General features: G+C 68.1%; 24 protein-coding genes. 14 read left to right on the forward strand and 10 right to left on the reverse strand.

Annotated features, from left to right (window positions below):
• Positions 1 to 75 precede the first annotated feature (75 nt).
• The 9 genes from HNQ73_RS06415 to HNQ73_RS06455 all read left to right on the forward strand — a co-directional run bounded on the left by HNQ73_RS06415 (position 76) and on the right by HNQ73_RS06455 (position 12837).
• On the forward strand, positions 76 to 2841 hold the full coding sequence (locus HNQ73_RS06415; RefSeq protein ID WP_183333456.1) for a hybrid sensor histidine kinase/response regulator: 2766 nt from the start codon (positions 76 to 78) through the stop codon (positions 2839 to 2841).
• Positions 2838 to 3314, forward strand: coding sequence for a chemotaxis protein CheW (locus HNQ73_RS06420; RefSeq protein ID WP_183333458.1), 477 nt, complete (start codon positions 2838 to 2840; stop codon positions 3312 to 3314). Before HNQ73_RS06415 ends, HNQ73_RS06420 begins: the two co-directional genes overlap by 4 nt.
• A 40-nt stretch (positions 3315 to 3354) precedes the next feature.
• Positions 3355 to 3756, forward strand: coding sequence for a response regulator (locus tag HNQ73_RS06425; RefSeq protein ID WP_183333460.1), 402 nt, complete (start codon positions 3355 to 3357; stop codon positions 3754 to 3756).
• Complete coding sequence (locus HNQ73_RS06430) at positions 3756 to 4922, forward strand: protein-glutamate methylesterase/protein-glutamine glutaminase (RefSeq protein ID WP_183333462.1); 1167 nt, start codon at positions 3756 to 3758, stop codon at positions 4920 to 4922. The genes HNQ73_RS06425 and HNQ73_RS06430 overlap by 1 nt, the downstream gene beginning before the upstream one ends.
• Positions 4919 to 5749 (forward strand): CheR family methyltransferase, encoded by an 831-nt coding sequence (locus HNQ73_RS06435; protein WP_183333464.1) that lies wholly within the window; start codon positions 4919 to 4921, stop codon positions 5747 to 5749. The genes HNQ73_RS06430 and HNQ73_RS06435 overlap by 4 nt, the downstream gene beginning before the upstream one ends.
• Before the next feature lie 93 nt (positions 5750 to 5842).
• Entirely contained in the window at positions 5843 to 7192 is a 1350-nt protein-coding gene (locus HNQ73_RS06440; RefSeq protein WP_183333466.1) for a globin-coupled sensor protein, read from the forward strand.
• Between the two features lie 302 nt (positions 7193 to 7494).
• Positions 7495 to 10092, forward strand: coding sequence for a heparinase II/III family protein (locus HNQ73_RS18140; protein ID WP_183333468.1), 2598 nt, complete (start codon positions 7495 to 7497; stop codon positions 10090 to 10092).
• On the forward strand, positions 10089 to 10808 hold the full coding sequence (locus HNQ73_RS06450) for an AprI/Inh family metalloprotease inhibitor (RefSeq protein ID WP_183333470.1): 720 nt from the start codon (positions 10089 to 10091) through the stop codon (positions 10806 to 10808). The genes HNQ73_RS18140 and HNQ73_RS06450 overlap by 4 nt, the downstream gene beginning before the upstream one ends.
• Before the next feature lie 295 nt (positions 10809 to 11103).
• Complete coding sequence (locus tag HNQ73_RS06455) at positions 11104 to 12837, forward strand: methyl-accepting chemotaxis protein (protein WP_183333472.1); 1734 nt, start codon at positions 11104 to 11106, stop codon at positions 12835 to 12837.
• Positions 12838 to 12946: 109 nt separating this feature from the next.
• Here HNQ73_RS06455 and HNQ73_RS06460 read toward each other — a convergent pair whose 3' ends face one another.
• The 5 genes from HNQ73_RS06460 to HNQ73_RS06480 are packed head-to-tail and all read right to left on the reverse strand — an operon-like array spanning position 12947 to position 18188.
• Positions 12947 to 13696 (reverse strand): ABC transporter ATP-binding protein, encoded by a 750-nt coding sequence (locus HNQ73_RS06460; RefSeq protein WP_183333474.1) that lies wholly within the window; start codon positions 13694 to 13696, stop codon positions 12947 to 12949.
• A complete protein-coding gene (locus HNQ73_RS06465) occupies positions 13693 to 14526 on the reverse strand; it encodes an ABC transporter ATP-binding protein (protein WP_183333476.1) in 834 nt (277 codons plus the stop codon). The genes HNQ73_RS06460 and HNQ73_RS06465 overlap by 4 nt, the downstream gene beginning before the upstream one ends.
• Positions 14523 to 15443 carry a nickel transporter permease gene (nikC, locus tag HNQ73_RS06470; RefSeq protein WP_183333478.1) on the reverse strand — a complete coding sequence of 307 codons (921 nt, stop codon included), beginning with the start codon at positions 15441 to 15443 and terminating at the stop codon, positions 14523 to 14525. Before nikC ends, HNQ73_RS06465 begins: the two co-directional genes overlap by 4 nt.
• Positions 15444 to 15457: 14 nt before the next feature.
• The gene (locus tag HNQ73_RS06475) at positions 15458 to 16522 is read right to left on the reverse strand and encodes an ABC transporter permease (RefSeq protein ID WP_183333480.1); all 1065 of its coding nucleotides are present in this window, start codon (positions 16520 to 16522) and stop codon (positions 15458 to 15460) included.
• Between the two features lie 7 nt (positions 16523 to 16529).
• On the reverse strand, positions 16530 to 18188 hold the full coding sequence (locus tag HNQ73_RS06480) for an ABC transporter substrate-binding protein (protein ID WP_210305024.1): 1659 nt from the start codon (positions 18186 to 18188) through the stop codon (positions 16530 to 16532).
• Positions 18189 to 18402: 214 nt separating this feature from the next.
• Between HNQ73_RS06480 and HNQ73_RS06485 the strand changes: the two genes are divergently transcribed.
• The 4 genes from HNQ73_RS06485 (at position 18403) to HNQ73_RS06500 (ending at position 22088) form a co-directional block, all read left to right on the forward strand.
• A complete protein-coding gene (locus tag HNQ73_RS06485; RefSeq protein WP_183333482.1) occupies positions 18403 to 19419 on the forward strand; it encodes an NAD-dependent epimerase in 1017 nt (338 codons plus the stop codon).
• Positions 19412 to 20704 carry a nucleotide sugar dehydrogenase gene (locus HNQ73_RS06490; protein WP_183333490.1) on the forward strand — a complete coding sequence of 431 codons (1293 nt, stop codon included), beginning with the start codon at positions 19412 to 19414 and terminating at the stop codon, positions 20702 to 20704. Before HNQ73_RS06485 ends, HNQ73_RS06490 begins: the two co-directional genes overlap by 8 nt.
• Positions 20705 to 20806: 102 nt before the next feature.
• Positions 20807 to 21325, forward strand: a complete 519-nt coding sequence (locus HNQ73_RS06495) for a hypothetical protein (RefSeq protein ID WP_183333492.1) — start codon at positions 20807 to 20809, stop codon at positions 21323 to 21325.
• Between the two features lie 79 nt (positions 21326 to 21404).
• Entirely contained in the window at positions 21405 to 22088 is a 684-nt protein-coding gene (locus tag HNQ73_RS06500; protein ID WP_183333494.1) for an MOSC domain-containing protein, read from the forward strand.
• Here HNQ73_RS06500 and HNQ73_RS06505 read toward each other — a convergent pair whose 3' ends face one another.
• Both HNQ73_RS06505 and HNQ73_RS06510 read right to left on the reverse strand, forming a co-directional pair.
• Positions 22089 to 23831, reverse strand: a complete 1743-nt coding sequence (locus HNQ73_RS06505; RefSeq protein ID WP_183333496.1) for a sensor histidine kinase — start codon at positions 23829 to 23831, stop codon at positions 22089 to 22091.
• 130 nt (positions 23832 to 23961) lie between these two features.
• Positions 23962 to 24240 carry a NepR family anti-sigma factor gene (locus HNQ73_RS06510; RefSeq protein WP_183333498.1) on the reverse strand — a complete coding sequence of 93 codons (279 nt, stop codon included), beginning with the start codon at positions 24238 to 24240 and terminating at the stop codon, positions 23962 to 23964.
• Positions 24241 to 24428: 188 nt separating this feature from the next.
• Between HNQ73_RS06510 and HNQ73_RS06515 the strand changes: the two genes are divergently transcribed.
• On the forward strand, positions 24429 to 25244 hold the full coding sequence (locus HNQ73_RS06515; protein WP_183333500.1) for a response regulator: 816 nt from the start codon (positions 24429 to 24431) through the stop codon (positions 25242 to 25244).
• 39 nt (positions 25245 to 25283) lie between these two features.
• Here HNQ73_RS06515 and HNQ73_RS06520 read toward each other — a convergent pair whose 3' ends face one another.
• The 3 genes from HNQ73_RS06520 to HNQ73_RS06530 are packed head-to-tail and all read right to left on the reverse strand — an operon-like array spanning position 25284 to position 26353.
• Complete coding sequence (locus tag HNQ73_RS06520; RefSeq protein WP_183333502.1) at positions 25284 to 25769, reverse strand: phage holin family protein; 486 nt, start codon at positions 25767 to 25769, stop codon at positions 25284 to 25286.
• Positions 25769 to 26119, reverse strand: a complete 351-nt coding sequence (locus tag HNQ73_RS06525) for an ElaB/YgaM/YqjD family protein (protein ID WP_183333510.1) — start codon at positions 26117 to 26119, stop codon at positions 25769 to 25771. The genes HNQ73_RS06520 and HNQ73_RS06525 overlap by 1 nt, the downstream gene beginning before the upstream one ends.
• Before the next feature lie 36 nt (positions 26120 to 26155).
• Complete coding sequence (locus HNQ73_RS06530) at positions 26156 to 26353, reverse strand: CsbD family protein (RefSeq protein WP_183333512.1); 198 nt, start codon at positions 26351 to 26353, stop codon at positions 26156 to 26158.
• Positions 26354 to 26357 lie beyond the last annotated feature (4 nt).

The following is a 26357-nucleotide window of genomic DNA, read 5'->3' on the forward strand; positions in this document are numbered from 1 at the left end:
CGCGGGCCGTTGGCGGCCGCGATCCCTCCGGCGCCGGGCGGGCGGGCCGCACGGCGGGCTTTGGGAGTTGGGCGCATGGACGATCTGCTTCGGGAGTTTCTGACCGAGACGAACGAGAATATCGACGTCGTTGACGTCGAACTCGTGAAGTTCGAGCGGGATCCCAACAACGCTCAGGTTCTCGACAACATCTTTCGCCTCGTCCACACCATCAAGGGAACGTGCGGCTTCCTCGGCCTGCCGCGCCTCGGCGCCCTGGCCCATGCCGCAGAAACCCTCATGGGCAAGTTCCGCGAGGGGGCGCCGGTCACGACGGAGGCGGTCGGTCTCATCCTGCGCACGATCGACCGCGTGAAGGAGCTGTTGGTCGAGCTGGAGACCAACCTCGGCCAGGAGCCGGAAGGCAACGACGACGACCTCATCGGCCCGCTTGAGGCGCTCGCCCTCGGCTCGCAAGCCCAGCCCGAACCGGAGCCCGAGCCGGAGCCGGCGCCACAGCGCAAGGTTTCCGTCGGCACGCTGACCCCCCAGGTGCTGGAGCGCGAGCTGCTGCCCGGCGAGGATTCGCTCGACGACATCGAGCGTGCCTTCCGCGAGGCGCAGGCCGAGGTGCCGGTGCCGAAGCCGGTCGCCAAGCAGGTTCCCGCGGCGCCGGCTGCCGAGGCCAAGACCGAGACGAAGGCGGAAGCCAAGAGCGAGGCCAAGCCCGCCGCCAAGCCTGCGGCAAAGCCGGGCAAGGCGGGCGAGGCTGACGAAGGGGCCGGCAAGGGCTCGGTGTCCTCGCAGTCGCTGCGCGTCAATGTCGACACGCTCGAGAAGCTCATGACGATGGTCTCCGAGCTGGTGCTGACGCGCAATCAGCTCATGGAGATTGCCCGCCGCCAGGGCGACACCGAGTTCAAGGTGCCGCTGCAGCGCCTCTCCAACGTCACGGCCGAGCTGCAGGAAGGCGTCATGAAGACGCGCATGCAGCCCATCGGCAACGCGTGGCAGAAGCTGCCGCGCATCGTGCGCGATCTCGCCCAGGAGCTGAACAAGCAGATCGACCTGGAGATGGTCGGCGCCGAGACCGAGCTCGACCGGCAGATCCTTGATCTCATCAAGGATCCGCTGACGCACATGGTGCGCAATTCGGCGGACCATGGCCTCGAGTCGACGGAGCAGCGTCGTGCCGCCGGCAAGCCCGAGCGCGGCAAGATCCGCCTCGCCGCCTATCACGAAGGCGGGCACATCATCATCGAGATCTCGGACGACGGGCGTGGTCTCGACACGGCGCGCATCCGCGCCAAGGCGCTGGAGAACGGACTGGCCACCGAGGCCGAGCTCGAGAAGATGAGCGAGGCCCAGATCCACAAGTTCATCTTCCACGCCGGCTTCTCGACTGCCGCCAAGGTCACGAGCGTGTCGGGCCGCGGTGTCGGCATGGACGTGGTGCGCAACAACATCGAGATTATCGGCGGCACGATCGACGTGCGCTCCGTGCCCGGGCGCGGCACCACCTTCGTCATCAAGATCCCGCTCACGCTCGCCATCGTCTCGGCGCTGATCGTCGAGGCGGCGGGCGACCGCTTCGCCATCCCGCAGCTGGCGGTGATGGAGCTGGTGCGCGTGCACCACAAGTCGGGCCACCGCATCGAGCGGATCAAGAACACGCCGGTGCTGCGGCTGCGGAACAAGCTGCTGCCGGTCGTACCGCTCGCGGAGCTGCTCGGCACGGCTGAGCCCGGCAGCGCCGTCAACGAGACGGAGCAGGGCGAGCAGGGCTTCATCGTCGTCATGCAGGTCGGCAACCAGACCTTCGGCATCGTGGTGGACGCGGTCTTCCACACCGAGGAAATCGTGGTGAAGCCGATGTCGTCGCTGCTGCGGCACCTGTCGATATTCTCGGGCAATACGATCCTTGGTGACGGCAGCGTCATCATGATCATCGACCCGAACGGCATCGCCCAGGCAGTGGCGCATTCCTCGACACTCAGCTCCAGCGACTCCAGCGCGGCCGACGCCGAGCGGGCGTCCGGCAAGGGCAACGCGGTGGCGCTGTTGCTCTTCCGCGCCGGCGGGCCGGAGCCCAAGGCGGTGCCGCTGTCGCTCGTCACTCGCCTCGAGGAGCTGCCGGTGGAGAAGATCGAGCGCGCGACGGGTCGGCCGGTCGTCCAGTACCGCGGCACGCTCATGCCGCTCGTGCCGGTCAACGATCGCGTCGAACAGCGCGAGAGCGGCACGCAGCCGGTGCTCGTGTTCTCGGATTCCGGCCGCTCCGTGGGCCTCATGGTCGACGAGATCATCGACATCGTCGAGGAGCAGTTCGAGATCACTCTCGCGTCGGATGTGCCGGGCATCCTCGGCTCGGGCGTCGTGCGCGGCCAGACGACGGAGATCATCGACATTGCCCATTACCTGCCGATGGGCTTCAAGGACTGGTTCCACCGTCGCGCGCAGCAGGGCGAGCCGCAGCGGCGCAGCCTGTTGCTGGTCGATGACAGCGCCTTCTTCCGCAACATGATCGGGCCGGCGCTCAAGGCCGCCGGCTACGACGTGACGCTGTGCGACTCGGCCGTCACCGCCCTGCAGCTCATCGAGGGCGGCGCCATGTTCGACGTGGTCGTCACCGACATCGAGATGCCGCACATGGACGGCTTCGAGTTCGCCAGCCGTCTGCGCAGTGATCCGCGGCTGGAGGGGCTGCCGATCATCGCTCTTTCCGGCCTGTGCACACCCGAGGCGATTGAGCGGGGCCGTTCCGTCGGCTTCTCCGATTACATCGCCAAGTTCGACAAGCCCGGCCTTCTCGAGGCGCTCAAGGAGTTCGCCGGGGTCCAACAGGAGGTGGCAGCAGCATGACCAAGCCGACCGAGGCGGCGGGCAAGTCCGCCGACACCGTCCAGTATGTCACCGTGCGCATCGCCGGGCAGCTCTTCGGCCTGCCCATCCTGTCCGTGCACGACGTTTTCATGCCCGAGCGCACGACGCGCGTGCCGCGTGCGCCGCGCGCGGTGGAGGGCGTGCTCAACCTGCGCGGACGCATCGTGACGACGATCAACATGCGCCGGCTGCTGGACTTCCCCGATGCGACGGACATCGTGCAGCCGATGGCCGTGGGCATCGACTACAAGGGCGAGTCCTACGGTCTCATCATCGACACGGTCGGCGAGGTTCTGGCGCTCGACAGTTCGACGCGCGAGCCGAACCCGATGAATCTCGATCCGCGCTGGGCCCAGGTGGCTGACGGCATCCATAGGCTCGACAACGAGCTGATGGTGATCCTCGACGTCGAGCGTGTCCTGTCCCTGCGACAGGGGGCGATGGCGGCCTGAGCCGCAGCTGTCGAAGCCGGAGAGTAATTAGAGGCGGCGGATGAAAACGTGTCTGGTGGTCGATGATTCCCCCTTCATCCGGAAGGTGGCGCGCAAGATCCTCGAGGAACTGTCCTTCGAGGTGAGCGAGGCAGGCAACGGGCAGGAGGCGCTCGACCACTGCATGTCCTTCATGCCGGATGCCATCCTGCTCGACTGGAACATGCCGGTCCTCGACGGCCCACAGTTCCTGGAGGCGGTGCGCGCCATGGAGGGCGGCAACCGCCCCAAGATCGTGTTCTGCACCACGGAGAACGATCCGGGCCATATCGCGCGGGCGCTCATCGCGGGGGCCGACGAGTACATCATGAAGCCCTTCGACCGTGAGATCCTGACCTTCAAGTTCCAAGAGGTCGGCCTTATCGAGGCTGAGGCTCTCGCTGACGCTGGAAAGCCGCTTTAATGACCAATGTCACGGGAGCCGCTCCGGCGGGTGACCAGATCCGCGTCATGATCGTGGACGACTCGGCGGTCGTGCGCGGGCTCGTCTCGCGCTGGCTCGAGGAAGAGCACGACTTCGCCGTCGTCGCCACGCACCGGCATGGCCGCCTCGCGGCGCAGGACATGACCCACTCCCGCCCGGACGTGGTCATTCTCGACATCGAGATGCCGGAGATGGACGGGCTCACGGCCCTGCCTCTCCTCCTCAAGGCCAAGCCCGACACCGTCGTGCTCGTCGCCTCCACGCTGTCCCAGCGCGGGGCGGAGACGAGCCTCAGGGCGCTGGCGCTCGGCGCGGCCGACTATGTGCCGAAGCCCGACCCGACGGGCCGCCTCGCCACTTCGGCTGACTTCCGCCGCGAGCTCGTGGAGAAGGTGCGCCACCTTGGGCAGCGGGTGCGCGCCCGTTCCGCCGCGGGCCAGCGCCTTCCGCTTGAAGCATCGGCCCCGAAGCCGGCGGCACCTGTGGCTGCTGCTCCGGCACCCCAGTCGCGGCCGCATGCGTCGCGGGGCGTGGAAAAGCTGAGGCCCTACTCCAGCGTGCCGGCGCGTGTCCTCTGCATCGGCAGCTCCACCGGCGGGCCGCAGGCGCTGATGCAGTTCCTGCAGGGGGCCGGCCCGGCGCTGGCGCGGCTGCCCATCCTCATCGTCCAGCACATGCCACCGACCTTCACAACCATTCTCGCCCAGCATCTCGGCCGTGCCGCGAAGCGGGAGGCTGCTGAGGGCGTCGATGGCGAGCCGCTGGTGGCCGGGCGCATCTATGTGGCGCCGGGCGGCCGGCACATGCTCGTCGAGAAGGTCGGCGACAAGCCCGTCATCCGTCTCTCGGACGCGCCACCGGTGCATTTCTGCCGGCCGGCGGTGGACCCGATGTTCGAGTCCGTCGCCCACGTCTTCGGCGCGGCGACGCTCGGCGTCATCCTGACGGGCATGGGCAGCGATGGTGCCAGGGGTGCGCTCGCCATTGCCGAAGCGGGCGGCAGCGTCATCGCGCAGAACGAGGCCACGAGCGTCGTGTGGGGGATGCCGGGCGCGGCCTTGGCCGCCGGTGCCTGTGCGGCCGTGCTCCCCATCGAGGAAATCGGGCCTAAGGTCAGCCAGCTGATCGTCGGGGGGAAGGCATGATTGCGGCCGGCGATTACGAGTTCCTGCAGCAGTTCCTCAAGCAGCGCTCGGGGCTGAACCTCTCGCAGGAGAAGCAGTATCTCATCGAGAGCCGCCTGACGCCCGTTGCGCGCAAGGCGGGGCTCGCCAATGTCGAGGAGCTCATTGCAGGCCTGCGGGCCGCGCCGACGGGGGCGGTGGCTGATGCCGTCGTCGAGGCGATGACGACGAACGAGTCTTCCTTCTTCCGCGACAAGACACCGTTCGAGGCCTTCATTTCCTTCATGGTGCCGAGCCTCATCGACCGGCGCGGCTCGCGCCTCATTCGCGTGTGGTGTGCCGCGGCCTCGACGGGGCAGGAGCCTTATTCCCTGGCGATGATCCTGAAGGAGAATGCGCATCTGCTGCCGGGCGTCACCGTGGAGATCCTGGCGACGGACATCGCCGCCCACGTGCTGGACCGAGCCCGGGAAGGCATCTATTCAGCCTTCGAGGTGCAGCGTGGCCTGCCTATTCAGTACCTGCTGAAGTACTTCGAGCAGAAGGGCGACCAGTGGCAGATCCGGCCCGAAATCCGGGCCATGGTGCAGTTCCGCCAGTTCAACCTGCTGCAGTCCTTCGCCGGTCTCGGCACGTTCGACATCATCTTCTGTCGCAACGTGCTCATCTACTTCGACATCCCCACGAAGGCAGACGTGCTTTCGCGGATGGCGAAGGTTCTCGCACCCGACGGTTATCTGGTTCTTGGCGCGGCCGAGACGGTGATGGGCATTTCCGATGCCTTTCGCTCCGCGTCTGGCCGGCCGGGAGTCTATATTCCCAATCGCATGGCTGAGGCTGCTGAATGAGGGTTGCTGGATGAGAGTCGTTGGCCTGCCTCCTCCCCCTTTCTCGTTCCCGCCCGGGGCCGCGATGCGCCGCGGCTTCCGGGATAAGTGCGCATGGTAGGAATGATGTCCGAATCGGTTGACTATCTGAACGAGCGTCTAGCCTTCTACAAAATCGATGCTGCCATGCGCGGCGAGCTCAAGGTTGCCTGGGAGCTTCTCAAACCGCACATGCCGCGCGTTATTGCCGATTTCTACCGCCACGTCGGGAAGTTCCCGTCGATGGCGAGGCTCGTCGGCGACCATCAGGAGAGGCTGTCCAAGGCCCAGGCAGTTCATTGGCAGCGGCTATTCAACTCGGGATTCGATGCTGGCTATCTCGAGAGCGTGCGGGCCGTTGCGAGGGCGCACGTGCGCGTGGGCATCGAGCCGGATTGGTACATCGGCGGCTACAACGTCATCCTCGCCGATCTGACGGCTGCGCTCGTGAAGGAAACGCGGCTGCGTCCGGGCCGCCTGACGCGGCTCATCAATGCCGTCAACGGCGCGGTCATGTTCGACATGGGCATTGCCGTCTCTGTCTATCACGAGACGCTGCTGGCGGCCGGCGAGCAGCGCCGCAAGCGCCTGGCGGGCGAGATCGACGTTTTCGACCACACTTTCTCCGACAGCCTTGCGGCGCTCAATAAGGCGGCGCACGTCATGCGTGGCGCCTCCGAGCAGCTCGGCGAGGCAACGAGCCGCACGACCAAGCAGGCCGACAGCATGACGAAGACGGCCGAGGAAATGGCCGGGCGGGCTGCCCGCAGCGCCGCCGCGGCGGGCTCGATGGCGAAGTCCATCGAGACGGTCGAGAATTACGCCGAGCGCGCTTACGAGATTGCCGGCAAGGCTGCTGAGCAGGCCAAGGCCGCCGATGCCGGCGTGCGCGGCCTCGCCGAGGTGACCGAGCGCATCGGCTCCATCGTGGAACTCATCGGCGGCATCGCGCGGCAGACGAACCTTCTCGCGCTCAACGCCACCATCGAGGCAGCACGTGCGGGCGAGGCAGGGCTTGGCTTCGCCGTGGTGGCGCGTGAGGTCAAGACGTTGTCAATGCAAACGGCCAAGGCGACCCAGGAGATCGCCGACCAGATCGCTGCGATCCAGCAGGCCACGCGCGCGACCGTCAGCGATCTCGACGGCATCGGTGCGGTCATCAGTGAGGTCGTCCAGGCCGCCGAGGCAATCACCGCGGCGGTGGAGAACCAGGCTGCCGCGACGCATTCGATCCTCACTGCGGTCGAGGAGATATCGCAGGACGCGCAGGGCGTGGCTGATGCGGTGGCCACGGTGCGCGCCGCTGCGCAGGACATCGGAGGCATCGTCACCACCGTCCAGACGCTCGCGTCCTCGCTCGACGAGCAGGCGGCGAACATGAACGGCGACGTGCGCCGGTTCTTTGATCGCGTGGCCGCGGCGTGAGCGGCGACGACGAACAACCTGATGAGAAGAAGGGGGCGCGACACGTGCGGCCCGGTCTCGAAGCTCTGTTGAAGCCCGGTCTGACGAAGGCGTCGGACCGGGTGAAGCCGTTTCAGCCGCCGCGCCTTTCGGTGGTTCAGGGGAAGAAGCGGACACAGCCGGCGAAGGCCGTCGCTGGCCGAACTGCCCCCATCCCGCCGCTTTCGGACGACGGTGCGCCTGCGGCACAGGAGGGCGCCGGGCGGGGGCTTCCGGCGGCTGCACGGCCGAGCGCGGAATCCGCCGAACGTACCGGCCACGTCGTGGAGGCACGCAACCGGCGTGCGCGGGCCCAGTTCTCATTCGGCGCCGTGCCGGCCGGCCGGTGGTGCGAGCTGTCGTTCGCCATCACCTGGGCCGAGGAGGAGAAGGCCGTCGGCGTGCCGGATGCGGTGCGGCTCGGCTTCGACTTCCTGACGGCTGACGGCGTGAGCCTCGACCTACCGGTCGTGCCGGGGCTGATGCGCGGGCGCATCGACCCGTTCGTGATCGACCTGGCCGGCCCTGTCGCCCCGGGGCACAAGGTCTCCCGGGTGCGTGTCGCCTTCTGGCTGCCGGGCCATGCCGAACGGGTGGAGCTGTCGGTGCGCAGCTGGCGCAACACGGCGCCGTTCGAGGTGTCGGCGCCCCGGTTGCAGCTTCTGCCCCAGCCAGCTGGGGAGACGGCGGACCCGCCCGGTATGCAGCTTCTCGATGCAGAGCCGCGCTGGGAGACCTGGGGTGTCGTGCCGGGCGTTGCGCTCACGTTGCGCGGCCAGCTCCTGTGCGCTTCGCCGGCGCCGGACATGGCCTTCGTGCGTATCGTTTACCGCGACGAAAAGGGCCGTGCCTTGCCGCGCCCCTACGAGGGCACGCTCGAGGCGGAGGGCGTCGGCGCCTTCATTATGCTTCCGACGGACCGGCGCGCACGGCGCTTCACGCTGCGCCTCGTTCCGCCCGCCGGTGCCAGCTTGGTCGAGATCGGTTTCCAGGCGCGCGGGCGGGCGCAGATCTGGCGCTGCCTGCCCTATGAGGTCGCGCTCGACGAGCAGGGCTCCGCAGCGGCTGAAGGCGAGCCGCTGGCGGCGCTCGGGCATCTGGCCGAGCGCTTCGGCATCGCCGAGCGCGACGCGCGCGGGCTGCTCGCCTCCTTCGTCGATGAAACGGCCCTTGCTTCAGCGCCTCTCGTCCAGACCGATCTCGGCGCCTGGCTCGCCGGCGGCATGGGCGCGGCGGCCGACGGGCGCCTGAGGCTTGCCGGGCGCGAGGAATGGCTCCTTCCGGAAGTCCTCGACTGGCAGGAAGATCCCTTTGCCTGCGGCCTGTGGCGTGCCCGCTATCACGCGCTCGGCTGGCTGCTCTCGCTCGTGGGGGACGGCGAGCGCAAGAACCTTTCCCAGGCTGTAGCCCTCGCCCTGTCGTGGGATGCGGCCTTTCCGCGTGCGGACATAGACGACGAGGATCGCTTCAGTCCGCGCACGGCCGCGATCCGTCTCGAGGTGCTGGTGCAGCTCCTCTCGCGGTCGCTCTCGGCCGGCTTGCCGGCCGGCAGGAGCGTCGCGCTGCTCGCCGCCATCGTGCGGCATGCGCGGTTCTTCGCCGAGGCCCTGGGCGACAATCTCATCGGCGAGGCGCGCGAGCGGCTGCATGCTGCGGCCGCGCTCGCCACCGCCGCCGCGGCGTTGCCCCGCTTGCCGCTCGCACCCCTGTGGCGTTTGCTGGCCCTCAATCACATCGACTGGTCGGTGACGCAGCTTTTCGACGAGGCGGCGATGCCGAGCGAGGGCTCGTCGCACCTTCATTTCGAGGCGCTCGCCGTCGCTCTGGCGGTGCAGGGTGTCCTCGCCGCCCTGCCGGGCACGGAGGGTCTGCGTCGGCGGCTGGCGATGCCGCTCGGTCGGGCCATTGCCACGAGCGTGGCGCTGACGGACCCTGACGGCTGCCTCGTCCCCTTCGGCGAGACGACGGGCGGGGCGGAGCACCTGCCCATCCTGCGGGATCTCATCGCCCGCTGCGGCCGCGACGTGATGTCCGAGCCGGCGGTGGCCGAGATGCTGGCCGCGCGGGCCTCCGCCCCGATCGTGCTCGACAGGCAGGCCGGGATCGTGACGGCGCGCCACAAGGACGCCAGCGACTGGGCCTATTTCGCCGCGCGCTTCGGAGCGAGCTGCGGCCGCGGGCACGACGACTGCGGCTCCTTCGTCTATGCCGCGAAGGGCATCCGCTGGGTCGCCGATCCGGGCGGGATCGCCGTCCGCGACGCCGGTGCGCCGGGCCGCCACTTCCGCAGCGGCGCTGCCCACAACATTCTCAGGCCGGTCGATGCGGCAAGCGTCGGTGGCTGCGGCTGGCTTGTCGCAGACATCGCTCTCGAGGGGGCAAGAGCGCTCCTCGTCGACAGCAACGCACACGGAACGTCCCATCGCCATCGCCGGCTCTTCCTGCTGCTCGACGACCTCTCGGGCATTGCCGTATTCGATCGCCTGGCCAGCCCCGAGACCGACGCGGAGGTTGTCGCCGAGGGCTTCCTGCATCTCGGGCCGGGCGTTGCCGGCGTGCTGGTGACGGCCGGGGTCGGCCTCGCCCTTGCCGGCAACAGCCGGTTGCAGATCGTCGCACAGGTCCGCGAAGGTTCACTGAAGGGCCTGTCCTTCGTTTGCGGACAGGAGGATGGCGCGGGCGGTGCGCTGGGCTTTCTCTCCGGCGCCTGCGGAGAAAAAGAGCCGGCTAATGTTCTTCGCTATTCGGTCGCAGGCAAGGGGGAGGTGATCGCCGGCCTGCTGATGGCCACGGATGATGCCGCTCGTCGGCGGCTGGCCGCGGGCCTCGACGATCCCCGCCTCATGCTGCCGTTCCGGATGCCTTTTGAGGCCACACAATGAAGAAGACGCGCGAATTCACCTCCTCGAGCGCGGAAGCGGGCCGCGTTGCCCGTGCGCCGATGCGGGGGCTTGGCCGCAGCGCGGGACCGCTTCTCGGGCTCGTCTTTCTCGCCGGCTGTCAGTCAGGCGAGTTCAACAGCTGCGAGCGTTACTACACCAGTCCCTGGAACCCGCCGGTGCGGTGCTATCGGCCGCCGCCGCCCTCCGTCGAGGTCGTGGTGGAGAACGTCGTCGTGGCGCCGGCCGCTCCCGCGCGCCCGCGGGCGAGGGCCGTGCGGGAAGAGCCGATGCCGCCTGTTACGGTGGAGCCTCCGCGGCCGCAGCCGGCCTCTCCGCCTCCTCCCCGGGTGGTGCCTGCCGCTCCCGCCCCGCTGCCGGCGCCGAAGGTGGTCAAGGGCTACGATCCGCCGCCCCAGTCTCGTCAGGTGAAGCCGCTGCCCCAGCGGTCCCAGCTTTCGGGCCGGTGGCGCGTGACCGAGGCGGGCGGCAAGGCCTGCGAGCTGGTGCTGACCAATGCCGGGCTCCTCGACCAGTACCGCGCGTCGACGAGCGGCTGCACCAGCGAGGCGCTGCGGAGCATCAACGGCTGGGACCTCAAGGGGGGCGATGTGGTGCTCTATGCACGCGGCGCGATGGTCGTCCGCCTCGTGGAGGACGGCGGTAGGTACCGCGGCGTCGAGCTCAGCTCGGGGATGCCGGTCACGCTGGCGCGCTGAGCCGACCTACAGCTTCGCGCAAGGCTCCGCTCCTAGGGTGCCGGCGGTGTTTGGTGGGAAATTGTGTTCCCTCGATTCCGGCGGGTTCTGCTGCGCTCGGCCCAGCCGGAGAAGTGCCGGCGGCGTCCGCTCTGCGGCACCGCCATGTGGCGTCTATTCCGATACGCGATCGAGCAGGCTGCCCGGCCAATGGCAGCCTGATCGGCGAGGCAACGCCGCCGACCGGCAACGGGGCGGCATGAAATGAAGGGCGACCGGCTGGCGAGAGCCGGTCTGCGATTGCGGGGTGGCTGGCATGGAAACTGCCAAGGTTCGAAACGGATTCGGTCGCATTCTAGAAAAGATCGGCCTCAGGACGATCGGTGCGCGGCTCGCGTCGGTCGTCGTACTCTTTGCGGTCAGCATCGCTGCGGTTGTGGCCATCCTTGCATCGATGGAGGCGGCCTCGATCCGCGAGGCTCGCGTGGAGATGCTCAAGTCGGTGACGGGCGTCGTCATCAAGGCCATCGACCAGCAGTTCCAGGAAACCGCGAAGGGCCTCATCGGCGAGGGCTGGGCGCAGCAGCGTGCGCGCGCCGTGGTTCGCGCCATGCGCTACAATGGCGACGAATACTTCTTCATCATCGACGATGAGGGCAACGAGATCGTCAACGGCGGTCACCCGGCCCTCGAGGGCAAGAACCTCATGGACGCCAAGGACGCCAACGGCGTGGCGTACGTGAAGGAAATGCTCGCCATCAGCAAGGAGAAGGGCTCCGGCTATATCTCCTACAGCTTCCCGCGCGCGGGCGATGACATGTCGCAGGCGGTGCCCAAGCTCGCCTATGTCGAGCGCTTCGGGCCCTGGAACTGGACCGTCGGCACCTCGCTTTACACCGACGACGTGACGGCGCGCATCCGGGAAGCGTCGCTCATGGCGGCTGGTGTCGGCTTCGTGTTTTTCCTCCTCATCGGCGGGCTCGCTCTCGTCGTCGCGCGCAAACTGGCGCGTCGCCTGCAGGGTCTGCGCGACGTGATGCTGCGTCTTGCCGAGGGTGACAGCAATGTCGAGGTGCCGCCCGCCCTTGGCCGCGATGAGATTGACGAGATGACGGGTGCCGTCGAGGTCTTCCGCGAGAATGCCATCGAACGGGAGCGTCTCGCCGCCCAGCAGGAGGCCGAGCAGCGCGCCAAGGAAGAGCGTGCGCGCACCATCGAGGCCCTGGTCAACAAGTTCGAGGCCGAGGCGATGGGCGTTGCCCGGGCCGTGGCTACCGCCGCTGCTCAGCTGCAGCAGAACGCCAACGCCATGAACTCCGCCGCCGAGGAGACCAGCCGCCAGTCGACGACGGTGGCCGCCGCTGCGGAGCAGGCGACGAGCAACGTCAACACTGTCGCTTCGGCGGCCGAGGAGCTCACGGCCTCCATCCGTGAGATCGGGCAGCAGGTCACGACCGCGGCCCGTGTTGCGAGCGCGGCGAACGGCCAGACGAAGCAGGCCGCGGACGTGGTGCGCAGCCTTGCCACCAGCGCCCAGCGCATCGGCGAGGTGGTGAGCCTCATCACGGACATCGCCTCGCAGACGAGCCTCCTCGCCCTCAACGCCACCATCGAGGCGGCGCGGGCTGGCGAGGCGGGTCGCGGCTTTGCCGTCGTCGCCACCGAGGTCAAGAACCTCGCCGAGCAGACCGCCAAGGCGACGGACGACATCTCGGCTCAGATTGCCGCTGTCCAGAACGCCACCAACGACGTCGTGGCGGCCATCGACAGCATCACGGAGACGATCCGCCAGATCGACGAGGTTTCGACCACGATCGCCTCGGCCGTGGACCAGCAGGGTGCGACCACCAACGAGATCGCCCGCAACGTCTCGCAGGCCGCCCAGGGCACGCAGGAGGTGTCCTCGAACATCGCCGGCGTCAGCCGCGCGGCGGCCGAGACGGGCGTCGTCTCGAGCCAGATCGTCGAGGCGGCCAACGACCTCGTGCGCCAGTCCGACATCTTGCGCCAGCAGGTGGACGAGTTCCTCGCCCAGGTGAAGGCTGCCTGAGGAAGGCTGTCGAGCCCGGAAAAGTCATCCGCCGCGCGATGAGCGCGGCGGATTTCGTTTGGAATCGTGAAACGGCCTTGGGGCGAGCCGGGGGCATGCCCCGCGAGCTTCACGCACCGCGCTTGAAGCCTTCGCTCGCCACCATCAGTTCGCGCGTGTAGGGCGTCTCGATCCGCCGCGCGGCCAGGTCGGCCGAGGTGAGAAGCTCCACGGGCTTGCCATGCTGCATGACGAGCAGGCGCTCGCACATGTGCGTGACGACGGCGAGGTCGTGGCTGACGAGGATGTAGGTGAGGCCGCGCTTGCGCCGCACCTCCTCGAGGAGGTTGAGCACCTCGGCCTGCACCGATGCGTCGAGGGCCGAGGTGGGCTCGTCGAGCAGCAGGACCTTCGGCTCCAGGATCAGCGCCCGGGCGATAGCGACGCGCTGGCGCTGGCCGCCGGACAGCTGGTGCGGATAGCGGAAGCGAAAGCCCGTGCCGAGACCCACTTCCTCGAGCGCCTTCACGATACGCTGCTCTGCGTCGCCGATGCCGTGCACCGCCAGTGGCTCGGCCAGCGCCCTGTCGATGGTGTGGCGTGGATGCAGCGAGCCGTAGGGGTCCTGGAAGACCATCTGCACCCGGCGGTAGAAGTCCTTGCTGCGCGTGCGGCCGAGCGTCTCGCCGCCGACGGCAATCGTACCGGCCGTGATCGGAGCGAGGCCGGCCACGGCCCGCAGCACGGTGGATTTGCCGGAGCCCGATTCCCCGACGAGGCCGAAGGACTCACCCTCCCGTACCGACAGGCTGACGCCGTCCACGGCGCGGAAATCGTCGAACTCGACGACGAGGTCGCTGATCGTAAGCGCGTCGGTCATGCTGCCCACTCCGGCTTGCGATCGAGCACCGGCAGGGGGTGCTGGCTCTGCCCGAGCTTGGGCAGGCAGTTGAGCAGGCCCTGCGTGTAGGGATGCTGCGATTGGTGCAGCCTGTCGGCGGCAATCTCCTCCACCACGCGGCCGGCATACATGACGAGCACCCTGTCGCAGAAGGAGGAGACGAGCCTCAGATCATGCGAGACGAAGATCAGGCCCATGCCGCGCTCGGCCACGAGCTTGTCGAGGATGGACAGCACCTGCAGCTGCACCGTCACGTCGAGGGCTGAGGTCGGCTCGTCGGCGATGAGCAGGTCCGGCTCGGCCACCAGCATCATGGCGATCATCGCCCGCTGCCCCATGCCGCCGGAGACCTCGTGCGGATAGAGCCTGAAGACGCGCTCCGGGTGGCGGATCTGCACGGCCTCCAGCATGGCGAGCGTGCGCCGCCGGGCCTCGGCGCCGGTGCCGCGGCCGTGGGCGGCCAGGGTTTCCATGATCTGGTCGCCGATGCGCATGACCGGGTTCAGCGAGAACTTGGGGTCCTGCAGAACCATGGCGATGCGCTTGCCGCGCAGGGCCCGTCGCTCCTTCGCGCTCACACAGAGTAGGTCGATGCCGTCGAAGACGAGCCGGTCGGCGGAGACGGTCGCATGCGGCGGTGTGAGGCCGAGGATGGCGCGGCCGGTCTGCGACTTGCCCGAGCCGGATTCCCCGACAATGCCGAGCCGCTCACGCCCGAGGGTGAACGAGACGCCGCGCACGGCCTCAACCACGCCCGAGCGCGTGGGGAAGCTGACGCGGAGGTTCTCGACTTCGAGAAGCGCGCTCATTGGCCGGCCGCCTTCGGATCGAGTGCGTCGCGCAGGCCGTCGCCCAGCAGGTTGAAGCCGAGGCTGACGATGAAGATGGCCACGCCTGGGGCGGCCGCCACCCACCACTGGTCGAGCACGAAGCGGCGGCCGGAGGCGATCATGGCACCCCATTCTGGTGACGGCGGCTGGGCCCCGAGGCCGAGAAAGCCGAGGCCCGCCGCCGTGAGGATGATGCCGGCCATGTCCAGCGTCACGCGGATGATGACCGACGACACGCACAGCGGCGTGATGTGGCGCGCGATGATGCGTGCCGGCGAGGCGCCCATCAGCCGCACGGCATTGATGTAGTCCGCATGGCGCAGCGTCAGGGTCTCGGCGCGGGCGATGCGGGCATAGGGCGGCCATGAGGTGATGGCGATGGCGATGACGGCGTTGACGATGCCCGGTCCGAGCGCCGCCACGAAGGCCAGCGCCAGCACGAGGCGCGGAAAGGCGAGGAAGATGTCAGTGATGCGCATCAGCACTGCATCAATCCAGCCGCCGGCATAGCCCGAGACCGTGCCGATGAGCAGGCCGACGGGCGCTGCGATCACCGCCACCAGAACGACGACGAAGAGCGTGATGCGCGAGCCGTGCACCAGGCGGGCGAAGATGTCGCGTCCCTGGTCGTCGGTGCCGAACCAGTGCTCGGCGCTCGGCGGCAGGAGGCGCGCCGTGCGCAGGTCTCCGTCCGTCACGGCCGAGTAGGGCGCGATTACGTCGGCGAAGATGGCGACGAGGAGGAGCGCCAGGATGATGAAGAGGCCGGCCATGGCGAGCCGGTTGTCGACAAAGCGCGACCAGGCCGCATAGGCGCGCCCGAGGCGGGCCTGCCGGCGCGAGGCCGGCCGCTCGCTCGTCAGCCATTCGCGCCAGGTTTGAGCGTCGTTCTTCATCTTGCGCGGATCCGCTATCGGGCTCGTGTTCTGGGGTCGAGGACGCGGTAGAGCAGGTCGGACAGCAGATTGAGGCCGATGAACACCGAACCGACGACGATGGTGCCGCCGAGGACGGCGTTCATGTCCGCATTCTGCAGGGAATCGGTGATGTAGAGGCCGAGGCCGGGCCAGGAGAACACCGTTTCCGTCAGCACCGAGCCCTCGAGCAGCGTGGCGTAGGACAGGGCGATGACGGTGACGAGTGGCACCAGCGCGTTGCGCAGCGCGTGGCGCCAGATGATCTTGCCCTCGGACAGGCCCTTCGCCCGCGCTGCCACCACATATTCCTGCCCCAGCTCCGTCAGCATGAAGGAGCGCGTCATGCGGCTGATGTAGGCCATGGAGAAATAGCCGAGCAGCGACGCCGGCAGGATGAGGTGGCCGAAGACGTTGCGGAAGGCCTCCCACTCGCCCTGCATCGCCGTGTCGATGAGCAGGATGCCGGTGACGGGCGTCACCGTGTATTCGTAGACGACGTCGATGCGTCCCGGTCCCTCCACCCAGCCAAGCCGGGCGTAGAAGACGAGGAGCGCCATCAGGCCCAGCCAGAAGATCGGCACCGAATAGCCGACGAGGCCGATGACGCGCACGATCTGGTCGAGGAAGCTGCCGCGCCGCACCGCCGCGAGGACGCCGAGCGGCACGCCGAGGACGGTGCCGATGAGTGTGCCGAGCGTCGCCAGCTCCAGCGTCGCGGGGAAGACGCGGCGGATGTCGGCCATCACCGGGTTGGACGTCAGCACCGAGGTGCCGAAATCGCCGCTCAGCGCCTTGCCGATATAGATAAGGAACTGCTGGTAGAGCGGCAGGTTGAGGCCCAGCTCCTCGCGCACACGTTCCACCACGTGCGTTGGGGCCCGGTCTCCCACGATGGCGAGCACCGGGTCGACGGGAATGACGCGGCCGATGAAGAAGGTGACGGCGAGCAGGCCAAGATAGGTCAGCGCGACGACGACGAGAAAGCGCACAATGGCCATGGCCGTCGCCTGCAGGCGGGCGCGTCTGCGCCCGCCTGCCCTGGCGGTACCGGGTGCCATGCGGCCCTCAGTTCTTGGAGACCTTGAACACGTAGGTCGAGTCCGAGGTCGCGCCGAGGACGAAGTCCTGCACGTTCTTCCGTACGCCGGCGGTCTCGACCATCTGGTAGATGATGATGAACGGGCTCGTCTTCAGGAGGTCGCGCTGCAGCTCGGCGTACATCTCGACGCGCTTGGCCTCGTCACGCTCCAGCACCGCGGCGTCGGCCTTCTTGGTCAGCTCCGGAATGTCCCAGGCGTTGCGCCAGGCGAGCGGCTTGGACGCCGCGTTGTCGGAATTGTCCGGGTTGCGCGCGAAGGTGTCGGCGTTGGTGTGGGGATCCCAGTAGTCGGCGCCCCACTGGCCGATATAGAGGTCGTGGTTGCGGGCGCGGTACTTGGTGAGCGTCTGCTTGCCGTCGCCGGGGATGATCTCCATCTTGATGCCGGCCTGGGCGAAGGTGCGCTGCACCGCCTCGGCGATGCCGGCGACAGGCTGGGTCTGGCGCACATCCATGGTGATGGAGAAGCCGTCCTTCAGCCCCGCCTTCTCCAGCAGCTCCTTGGCCTTGGCGACGTCGAGCTTGTAGGGCTTCTCGTCAATGGCGCCGAGCAGGCCCATGGGCAGGAAGGTCTGGTGGATCTTGCCGATGCCCTTGATCAGCGTCTCGCCGATGGCGTCGTAGTCCACCAGCCACTTCATCGCCTCGCGCACCTCGGGCTTGGAGAGGATCGGGTGCTTCTGGTTGAGGCTGATGTAGTAGATCGTGCCCTTGGGCCGGCTGGTGATGGCGATGTCGGCATTTTTCTCGACCGCCGCCAGATCCTCGGGCGTGAGGTTGCGGGCGATGTCGACGTCGCCCTTCTCGAGCAGCAGGCGCTGCGTCGCGCTCTCCTTCACGTGCCGATAGATGACGCGCGGCAGCTTGGCCTTTTCGCCGTAGTAGTTGTCGTTGCGCTCAAGCGCCAGGATCTCGTTGGCGCGCCAGTCGCGAATCTTCATCGGGCCGGAGCCGGCGTAGTTCGTCTTCAGCCAGCCGTTGCCGAGGTCGCCGTCCTTCTCGTGTTCGAGCACGAGCTTCTTGTCGACGATGGCGGCCACGTTCGCTGTGAGGCAGTTGAGGACGAAGGTCGGCGCATATGCCTTGTCCGTCTCCAGCACCACGGTGAGGTCGTCGATCTTCCTCACTTTCTGCTCGACATTGTCCTTCGACAGGCCGAACTGGGTGAGGATGAAGGCCGGTGCTAGGTCGAGCTTCACCGCACGCTGCAGCGAGAAGGCGACATCCTCCGCCGTCAGCGGGTTGCCGGAGGCGAACTTGAGGCCGGGCTTGAGCTTGAAGGTGTAGGTCTTGCCGTCCTCGGAGACTGTCCAGCTCTCGGCGACGTCGCCGTAGAGCTTGGAGGGATCGGCCACGTCGAAGCGCACCAGCCGGTCATAGGTGTTGCCCATGATCTCGCCGGCGCTGATCTCGAAAGATTCGGCGGGATCGAGCGTGATGATGTCGTCGATGGCCCATGCGAGGACGAGCGTGTCCTTCGGTGTCGCGGCCAGGGCGACGGGACTGGCAGAGGCGATGAGGACGGCAGCGGTGGCGCCGACGAGGCCGCGGGCGAGCGCCCGTCGGGAGAGGCTGCGGGAGAGGAAGTTTCTTACGGCGTTGATGGGCATGCGTGTGCTCGACATGGCTGGTTCCCCGTTTTTGTGCCATACGAGGGCATGCCGGCGAGCGGTCGTCAAGAGCAACGCGTGGGCAGGCCCGGGCAACGGGAAGGCACGCATGCCCTTGTGGGAGACTGCCCGGAAGGGCCGGTCATGCCCGTCTGTGCAAAGGCCACGTCAGCGGTTATGAAACGCTGTCCGCCTCGGTCGCGGACAGGCGAGCGGACGGGCCAGCGATATGACCATTCTCGTCACCGGTGCGGCCGGCTTTATCGGGTATCACACAGCCGAGGCGCTTCTGGCGCGCGGCGAAACCGTGGTCGGCCTCGACATCGTGAACGACTATTACGACCCGGCGCTGAAGGAGGCGCGGCTGGCGCGCCTTGCCCGACGCTCCGGCTTCGTCGAGATGCGTGTTGACGTGGCCGACAGGCCGGCGCTCGAGGATGTCTTCGCCCGCCACCGGCCGCGCGGCGTCATCCACCTCGCTGCCCAGGCGGGCGTGCGCTATTCGGTCTCCAATCCGCACGCCTATGCGGGCAGCAATCTCGTTGGCTTCCTCAACATCCTCGAATGCTCGCGGCAGGCGCGCGTCGAGCACCTGGTCTACGCCTCTACGAGTTCGGTCTACGGCGCCAATGCCGCCCTTCCGTTCAGCGAGCAGCACGGCGTCGGCCATCCGATGAGCCTCTACGCAGCCACCAAGCGGGCGAATGAGGTCATGGCACATTCCTATGCGCATCTCTACGGACTGCCGTGCACGGGGCTGCGCTTCTTCACGGTCTACGGCCCGTGGGGGCGACCGGACATGGCGCTGTTCAAGTTCACGCGCGCCATCCTCTCGGGCGAGGCCATCGACGTCTACAACAACGGCGACATGCGCCGCGACTTCACCTATATCGACGACATCGTGGAGGGCGTGGTGCGCGTGTTCGACCGGCCGGCACGGCCCGATCCCGCCTGGGATGCCGCCTCGCCGCATCCGGACCCCTCGTCGAGCGGCATCGCCCCCTTCCGCATCTACAACATAGGCCGCGGCAGCCCGGTGCCCCTGATGGATTTTATCCGCGTGCTCGAGGAGAAGCTGGGCCGCAGGGCGATCTGCAACATGCTGCCGATGCAGCCCGGCGACGTGGCTGCCACCTTCGCTGACACGAGTGCCCTCGCGCGCGACACCGGCTATGCGCCGTCCACCCCCGTTGAGACCGGTGTCGGCCGCTTCGTCGACTGGTATCGGGAGTATTACGGTGTCTGACAGGCCGGACCGGACCATTTCGGTCGTCGGTCTCGGCTATGTCGGCCTGCCGGTGGCCTGCGCCTTCGCGGCGGGTGGCTTTCGCGTCATCGCCTTCGACATCGACGCAGGCCGCATCGCGGAGCTGAACGAAGGAATCGACCGCACGGGTGAGGTCGAGCCGCAGGAGCTTGCGGCGCCCACACTGCGGCTGACGAGCGATCCCGAGGCGCTGCGCGAGGCGGACTTCCACATCGTCACGGTGCCGACGCCGATCACGCCGGACCGCCTACCCGACCTGCGGCCGCTCCTCGCTGCCTCCCGTACCGTGGGGCGCGCGCTGAAAAAGGGCGACATCGTCGTCTACGAATCGACCGTCTATCCCGGCGCGACCGAGGAGGATTGCGTGCCTGTGCTGGAGGCCGAGAGCGGCCTCGTCTTCGGTCGCGACTTCACCGTCGGCTACTCGCCCGAGCGCATCAACCCCGGCGATCGCGCCCACCGCTTCACCACGATCACCAAGGTCGTCTCCGGATCCGACAAGGCAACGCTCGCGACCGTGGCCGCGGTCTACGGCGCGGTGGTGCGGGCCGGTATCCACGAGGCGCCGTCCATCAAGGTGGCGGAGGCGGCGAAGGTCATCGAGAACACCCAGCGCGATCTCAACATCGCGTTGATGAACGAGCTCGCCCTCATCTTCGACCGGGTCGGCATCGCCACCAGCGACGTGCTCGACGCTGCGGCCACGAAGTGGAACTTCCAGCGCTTCTCGCCGGGCCTTGTGGGCGGCCATTGCATCGGGGTCGATCCCTATTACCTGACCGCCAAGGCCGAGGCGCTCGGCTACCACCCGCAGATGATCCTCGCCGGGCGGCGCATCAACGACTCCATGGGCCATTTCATCGGCCAGAAGCTGGTGAAGCTGCTTCTGGGGCGCGGGCGTGACCTGCGCACGGCGCGCGTCGCCATCCTCGGCCTCACCTTCAAGGAGAATGTGCCGGACCTGCGCAACAGCCGCGTGCCGGACATCATCGCCGAGCTCGGCGAGTATGGCATCCGTCCCCTCGTGCATGACGCGCTCGCCGACGCGCGGGAGGCTGAGCGCGTCTACGGCATCGCCCTTGCCGACCTCGCAGCCCTGCAGCGGCTCGACGGCTTGGTGCTCGCCGTGCCGCACCGGGCCTATCTGTCTGACGGCGGAGCTTTTCTCGCATCGATGCTGGCTCCGGACGCGGTGGTGATCGACGTGCGCTCGGCCATCGTGCCGGGGAGCCTGCCCGGCGGCGTCCTGCACTGGCGCCTGTGAGGCCGGCGGCCGTCGTCGCGGCCGCGTTCCTTTGTCCCCTTGTCTTTCCGGAACGGGACGGCAAGAACACCTTCCCGGTTTGCCAGAACCTGGGGGGTGCTCATGAAATGGACGCGAATCGCGCTGGCGCTCGCGATGGGCGCGGCGCTCGCAGGCTGCAAGACGACGGAGGAGGCCAGCAGGGCGCTCAGGGGCAAGTGGATCGGCCAGAAGGCTGACGACTTCTTCATCGAGCACGGCCCGCCGCAGTCGCGCTACGAGCTCGAGGATGGCGGGGCGATCTACACCTGGCGCGGCGGCGAGACGAGCTACGTGCGGCCGGCGCGGGTGCAGACACAGGGCTTCTCGCAGCCGATCTCCCGCTCCGAGCGCACGGTGACGACCGTGTCCAATCCGGCGCCGGGCACCACGATCACCCGCACGCGCAGCACGTCGACCTCCTTCCGCTTCGCCATGCCGACTTCGGTGATCGTGCAGCCGGCGCAGCGTGTCGAGCTGTTCTGCGAGGCGCAGATCGTGACGGATGCGCAGGGCATCATCACCTCGGTGCGGATCAACCGGGACACGGAAGGGGCGGGCCTCTCCTTCTCCCGCTGCGCCGAGCTGTTCGGCACCGAATAGGGCAGGGCGGCGACGCCGTGGCACATGCCGGCCCGCTCGTCGAGCCGCTACAACGCGAGCGGAAAGGAGAAACGGGCCGATGATCGCGATTGAGGCCGTCTTTGCCGGCAAGGCGGTGCCCTACGCACGCGAGGGCACCTTCAGCGCCATCGACAAGCGGCGTCTCGACGGGCCGGTCGAGATCCGCGCCACGGGGCTCGCCGGCGACGAGCAGGCCGACCGCAGGAATCACGGCGGGCTGGACAAGGCGGTGCACCACTACCCGGCGGAGCACTACGACGCCTGGGCGGGCGAGGGCATCGACATGTCCGTATTCCTGCCGCAGCGGGCCGCCTTCGGCGAGAACCTGCGTACGCGGGGCCTCGTCGAGGCGGACGTGTGCATCGACGACGTCTTCCGCGTCGGCACCGCGCTGCTCCAGGTCTCGCAGGCGCGCCAGCCCTGCTGGAAGCTGAACCACCGTTTTGACCGTAAGGACATGGCCCGCCGCGTGCAGCAGAGCGGCCGCACCGGCTGGTACTATCGGGTGCTGGAACCGGGCCTGGTCACGCCGGGCGACCGTATGGAACTCGTTGAGCGGCAGCAGCCGCGCTGGCCGTTGTCGCGCGTGCTGCACGTTCTCTACGTCGATGTGCTCGACCGCGAGGCGCTCGCCGAGCTGGCGCGCCTGCCGCGCCTGCCAGCGTCGTGGAAGGCACTGGCGACCCGGCGGCTGGAGCGCGGCGAGGTTGAGGACTGGTCGCGGCGGCTCGGCGAAGGCTGATCAGCCGGCGGCAGGCCTCGGTGCCGGAATGGCGAGCACGATGCTGCGCTCGCTGGCGCAGTCGGCGTCGAGCGGCCGTGCCGCAAGCTGGCGGATGTAGGCCCGTGTCAGCCGTTCCCGCAGGGGTGGCAGGGCGCAGACGGGGGCGTCGTCGGCGAAGCGGCAGCTCAGCACGAGCCCGTTCTCCCTCTGCACGGCCGATATGTCGACGCATCGGCCCTTGCGCCGCGCCTCGTCGAAATAGGCGGGCAGCAGCGCGGCGAGATAAAGGCCGATGCCGATGGCGCGGTCGAGGTCCACCATGATGTCGCGGGCGGTCACCTCGACCCTCACCTGGTCCGCCGGCAGGGCGGCTGAGCGGCGCAGGCCGTCCACCACGTCCTCCAGCAGTTCGGCAAGCTGGGCATCCGTGACGTCGCCCAGCGCGTAGCAGACGCGGTAGGCCACCGCCATGGCCTGTACGTGATCCTCAATGAAGCGGATGTCGTCGCGCCGCTCCGCCGGCAGCGCCTGCTTGTGCAGGCTGAGCAGGCTGACGATGACCTGGAAGTTGTTCTTGACCCGGTGGTGCAGCTCGCGCAGGAGCTGCGACTTCTCCTCCGCCACCGTTGCCAGCGCCTCGGCGTGCTGGGCGACCTTCTCGGCCATGTTGTCGAAGGCCTCGCCGAGTTCCGCGAGCTCGCTCGGCGCATGGGCGAGCCGCACGGCGCGGACCGAGAAGCGCCCGCTGCCGTAGACCCGCGTCAGGCGCTTGAGGTAGTGCAGCCAGCGCAGCACCAGCCTGTCGACAGCGAAGACGATGCCGATTGTCGCGCCTACCAGCATGATGACCGGCGGCATGATGGCGCCCCATAGCTGGCGCTGCTCGTTGCTGAAGAAGGATGCCGAGGGATAGCCGGTGAGGACCGTCACCCCCGTGCGCGACGAGCGGGTGGCGAAGTAGCGGTAGTCCTCGCCGCCGCGGCTCTCGCCCGTGAAGACGTGGGAGCCGCTGCCGAACTGCCGGGCGGAGACGCCGTTCCTCGGCAGCCAGTCGGCGGGGATGTTCTCGGTACGGTACTCGGCCACCAGCCGGTCCGACGGCGAAAGGACGATCGAGCCGCGCTCCTGCAGCACCCGGGCCGAGCGCAGGGCAATTTCGAAGACGATGTGCGAGACGGAGAAGATGGCGATCGTATCCTGGTCACGCCCCGAGCCGATGGCGCTCGCTACCAGCACCGGGCCACCGGTGACGGGGCTGTCGATCACGGCCGTGAGCCCCTGCGCGAGCTGCGCCGACAGCCGGTCGCGCGTCGTCGCGCTGGCGCGGGCGACGAGGGCCTCGCGCTCGAAGCCGTAGGCGCAGCGCAGTGCATCGCCGGCAAAGACGGCGACCGCCGTCATTTCGGGGTAGGAGCCGAGAACCGGCGCAGCCGCGCTGCAGGGATCGGCCGCATCGCGGGTTTTCTCGAGCTGCGCCTCGAGTTCGGCGGCGGCAAGCTGCGCTTCCCTGAGCACCTCGTCGATCTGCGCCGAGACATATGCGTTGGCCTGGACGGCGGCATCGATCCGCTCCTGCCGCAACTGCCGGTTCTGCGCCACGGTCCAGCCGAGCGCGATCAGCGCCGAAGGCAACAGCACAAGAGCCAGCGCCGCGACAAGGCGGCCGCGCAAACTGCGGCCGAGACCGCTCACTCCGTCCATGGCATGGATCTGGCGGTCGTCGTTGGGGGCGCTCGCGCCGGTGTTGCGAAGGATGGTCATGATGCGCCGGTCAACTCCATGAGCGTGACCGACGCGCCGGGCACATGCGGGAGGCTACGGGCATCAATGGCGACCGTTCATGCCAACGCGCTTCCATCGTCGGGGAAACTGCCAGCACCTCGGCCGATCCTCATCGCTCTTGCCCGCTCTTGTCCGGCTTTTCCGCGGCAGGAGCAGCCTCGCTTATCCGGGCGTCGAGCTCGGCGAGCAGCTTCGTGAAACGGTCGGGCACTTCCTGAGTCAGGACATCATCGTAGATCGCCCGCAACTGCTGGCCGATCTGCGCCTGGATGTCCCTGTCGAGGGTCCGCTGCCTGCCGGGCCCCCTCCCTCCGGAGAGGGGCGAGCCCGTCGCGGGGTCCTGCTGCCGTCGGGTGCGACCACTCTTTGCGGCCTCGTCAGCGCCCATATGCCTGCTCGTGTTCCGTCTGCAATCTTCCCGTTACATCAAATAATGGACGGGATTTTAATTTGTTCCTGCCCCATCGGAACTTTTTTGGATAGACTTAGTTTGCTCATGATGGCTGACGCCGCATGAGGCGGGCGGGCCGTCACCGCTGCGGCGGTGTGCTGACGACAACGAAACAGAGGTTGTTCATGTCCCTGGCCCAAGCGATTGCTCCCCATCTGCCCTATCTGCGCCGGTTCGCGCGTGTGCTCGCGGGCAGCCAGAGCGGCGGTGATGCCTATGCCGTTGCGACGTTGGAGGCGATCCTTGCCGATCCCGCTGCGCTCGACCGGCGGATCGACCTGCGCGTCGCTCTTTACCGTGTCTTCCTCAAGGTGTGGCAGTCGGCCCAGCCGAGGGTGGAAGCGCCCGTTGCGCCCGGGCAGCAGGATGAAGGTTTCGCGCGGCTCGAGCAGCTGACGCCGCGCCCGCGTGTCGCCTTCCTGCTCGCGGCCGTGGAGGGCTTTTCGACGGCGCACGTGGCCGAGGCGCTCGACTGCTCCGAGGACGAGGCCACCGGCCTCCTCACGGAGGCGGGCCGGGAACTCTCCCAGCAGCTGGCGACGGACATTCTCATCATCGAGGATGAGCCGATCATCGCCATGGATCTCGAGGCGCTCGTCGAGAGCCTCGGTCACCGTGTCATCGACGTGGCGCGTACGCACAAGGAAGCGCTCGAGGCGGTGAAGCGCCGCCGGCCGGGGCTTGTTCTCGCCGACATCCAGCTCGCCGACGGCTCGTCCGGCCTCGATGCGGTGAACGACATCCTCTCCGAGGCGGAAATGCCGGTGATCTTCATCACGGCCTATCCGGAGCGGCTGCTGACGGGCGCACGGCCCGAGCCGACCTTCCTCGTCACCAAGCCGTTCAACCCGGATGCGGTAAAGGCGGTGATCAGCCAGGCGCTGTTCTTCGACCGGCGCTCGCACCAGGCCGGCGTCGGCTCCGTCGCCGAGGCGAGCTGACGGACAGAGCGGCCCTGGCCGGAGCCGGGGCCGCCCGAATCAGTCCTGCCGCTTTGCCGGGCCGCGCGTTTCCAGGAGCCGGCCGGAAACGAAACCGGCGATCAGCGCCACGAGCGCGAGCTGCTTGCCGTCGAGCGACTGCGCAAGCTCGCGCCCGGCGGCGAGCGCCGAGGCTTCCAGCGCTGTCTGCTTGTCCGACGCGGATGCCGCCGTGGGTGGTGCGCCTGCGGCCGCCGCGCTCGTGCGCGGTGTGCTGACGAGGTGCGGGGGCGCGCGCTCGGAACGGGACGCCAGAAGGACGATGGCCGCGATGACGACGAAGGTCCCCGCCACGATCAGCGGGGCCACGATCGGCCCGTAGAGCCCTTCCAGCCAGCGGTGTGCGGCGATCGCCCCGAAGACAAGGCCGATGCCGAGCAGGACGGCCGCCAGCAAGGTGAGGACAACGCTGCGCACGGCGCGCGCAACCGTTTCCTCCACCTGCCGGCGGGCGACATTGGTGACGAGCGAGAACAGGCCACCCATCAGCGCCGGCTCATTATGCCGAGGATGAGGCCGATGCCACCGGCGATCAACACGGCCGTGAGCGGATTGCGCTCAATGCCGCGCTCGATCTCGGAGCCAGCCGACCGCAGGCGCTGCTCGGCGCCCGCGGCCGCGTCCCGCGTGGCCCGGGCGATGTCCTCGGCAGTGGACGAGAAGCGGTTCAGCGTCTCGCCCGCCGCCTCGCGTACGCGCTCGCCGGTGTCGGCAATCTCGCGCTGCAGGAGGGCGGAAACAGCTTCGGTCAGACGGCCGATATCGCCCCGCAGGTTGTCGATCTCCCGTCGCAGCTCAACCGCCTCGGCGGACACGTCCTCTGTCTTGGTGGCCATCCTCTCCTCCTCCCCGTCGATGGGGCTCGGTCCCGCTTACTTCCGGTTGAGCCAGCTGTCGATTTCGCGTTCGGCCTCGTCCTTGGCGTAGCCGTAGCGCTCCTGGAGCCGGCCGACGAGTTCCATCCGCTTGCCCTCGATGACATCGAGGTCGTCGTTGGTGAGCTTGCCCCACTGCTGCTGGGCCATGCCCTTGAACTTCTTCCAGTTACCTTCGACCTGATCCCAGTTCATTTTC

Origin of the sequence: Chelatococcus composti (assembly GCF_014201415.1) — a bacterium.
In the GTDB taxonomy this organism is placed as follows: domain Bacteria; phylum Pseudomonadota; class Alphaproteobacteria; order Rhizobiales; family Beijerinckiaceae; genus Chelatococcus_A; species Chelatococcus_A composti.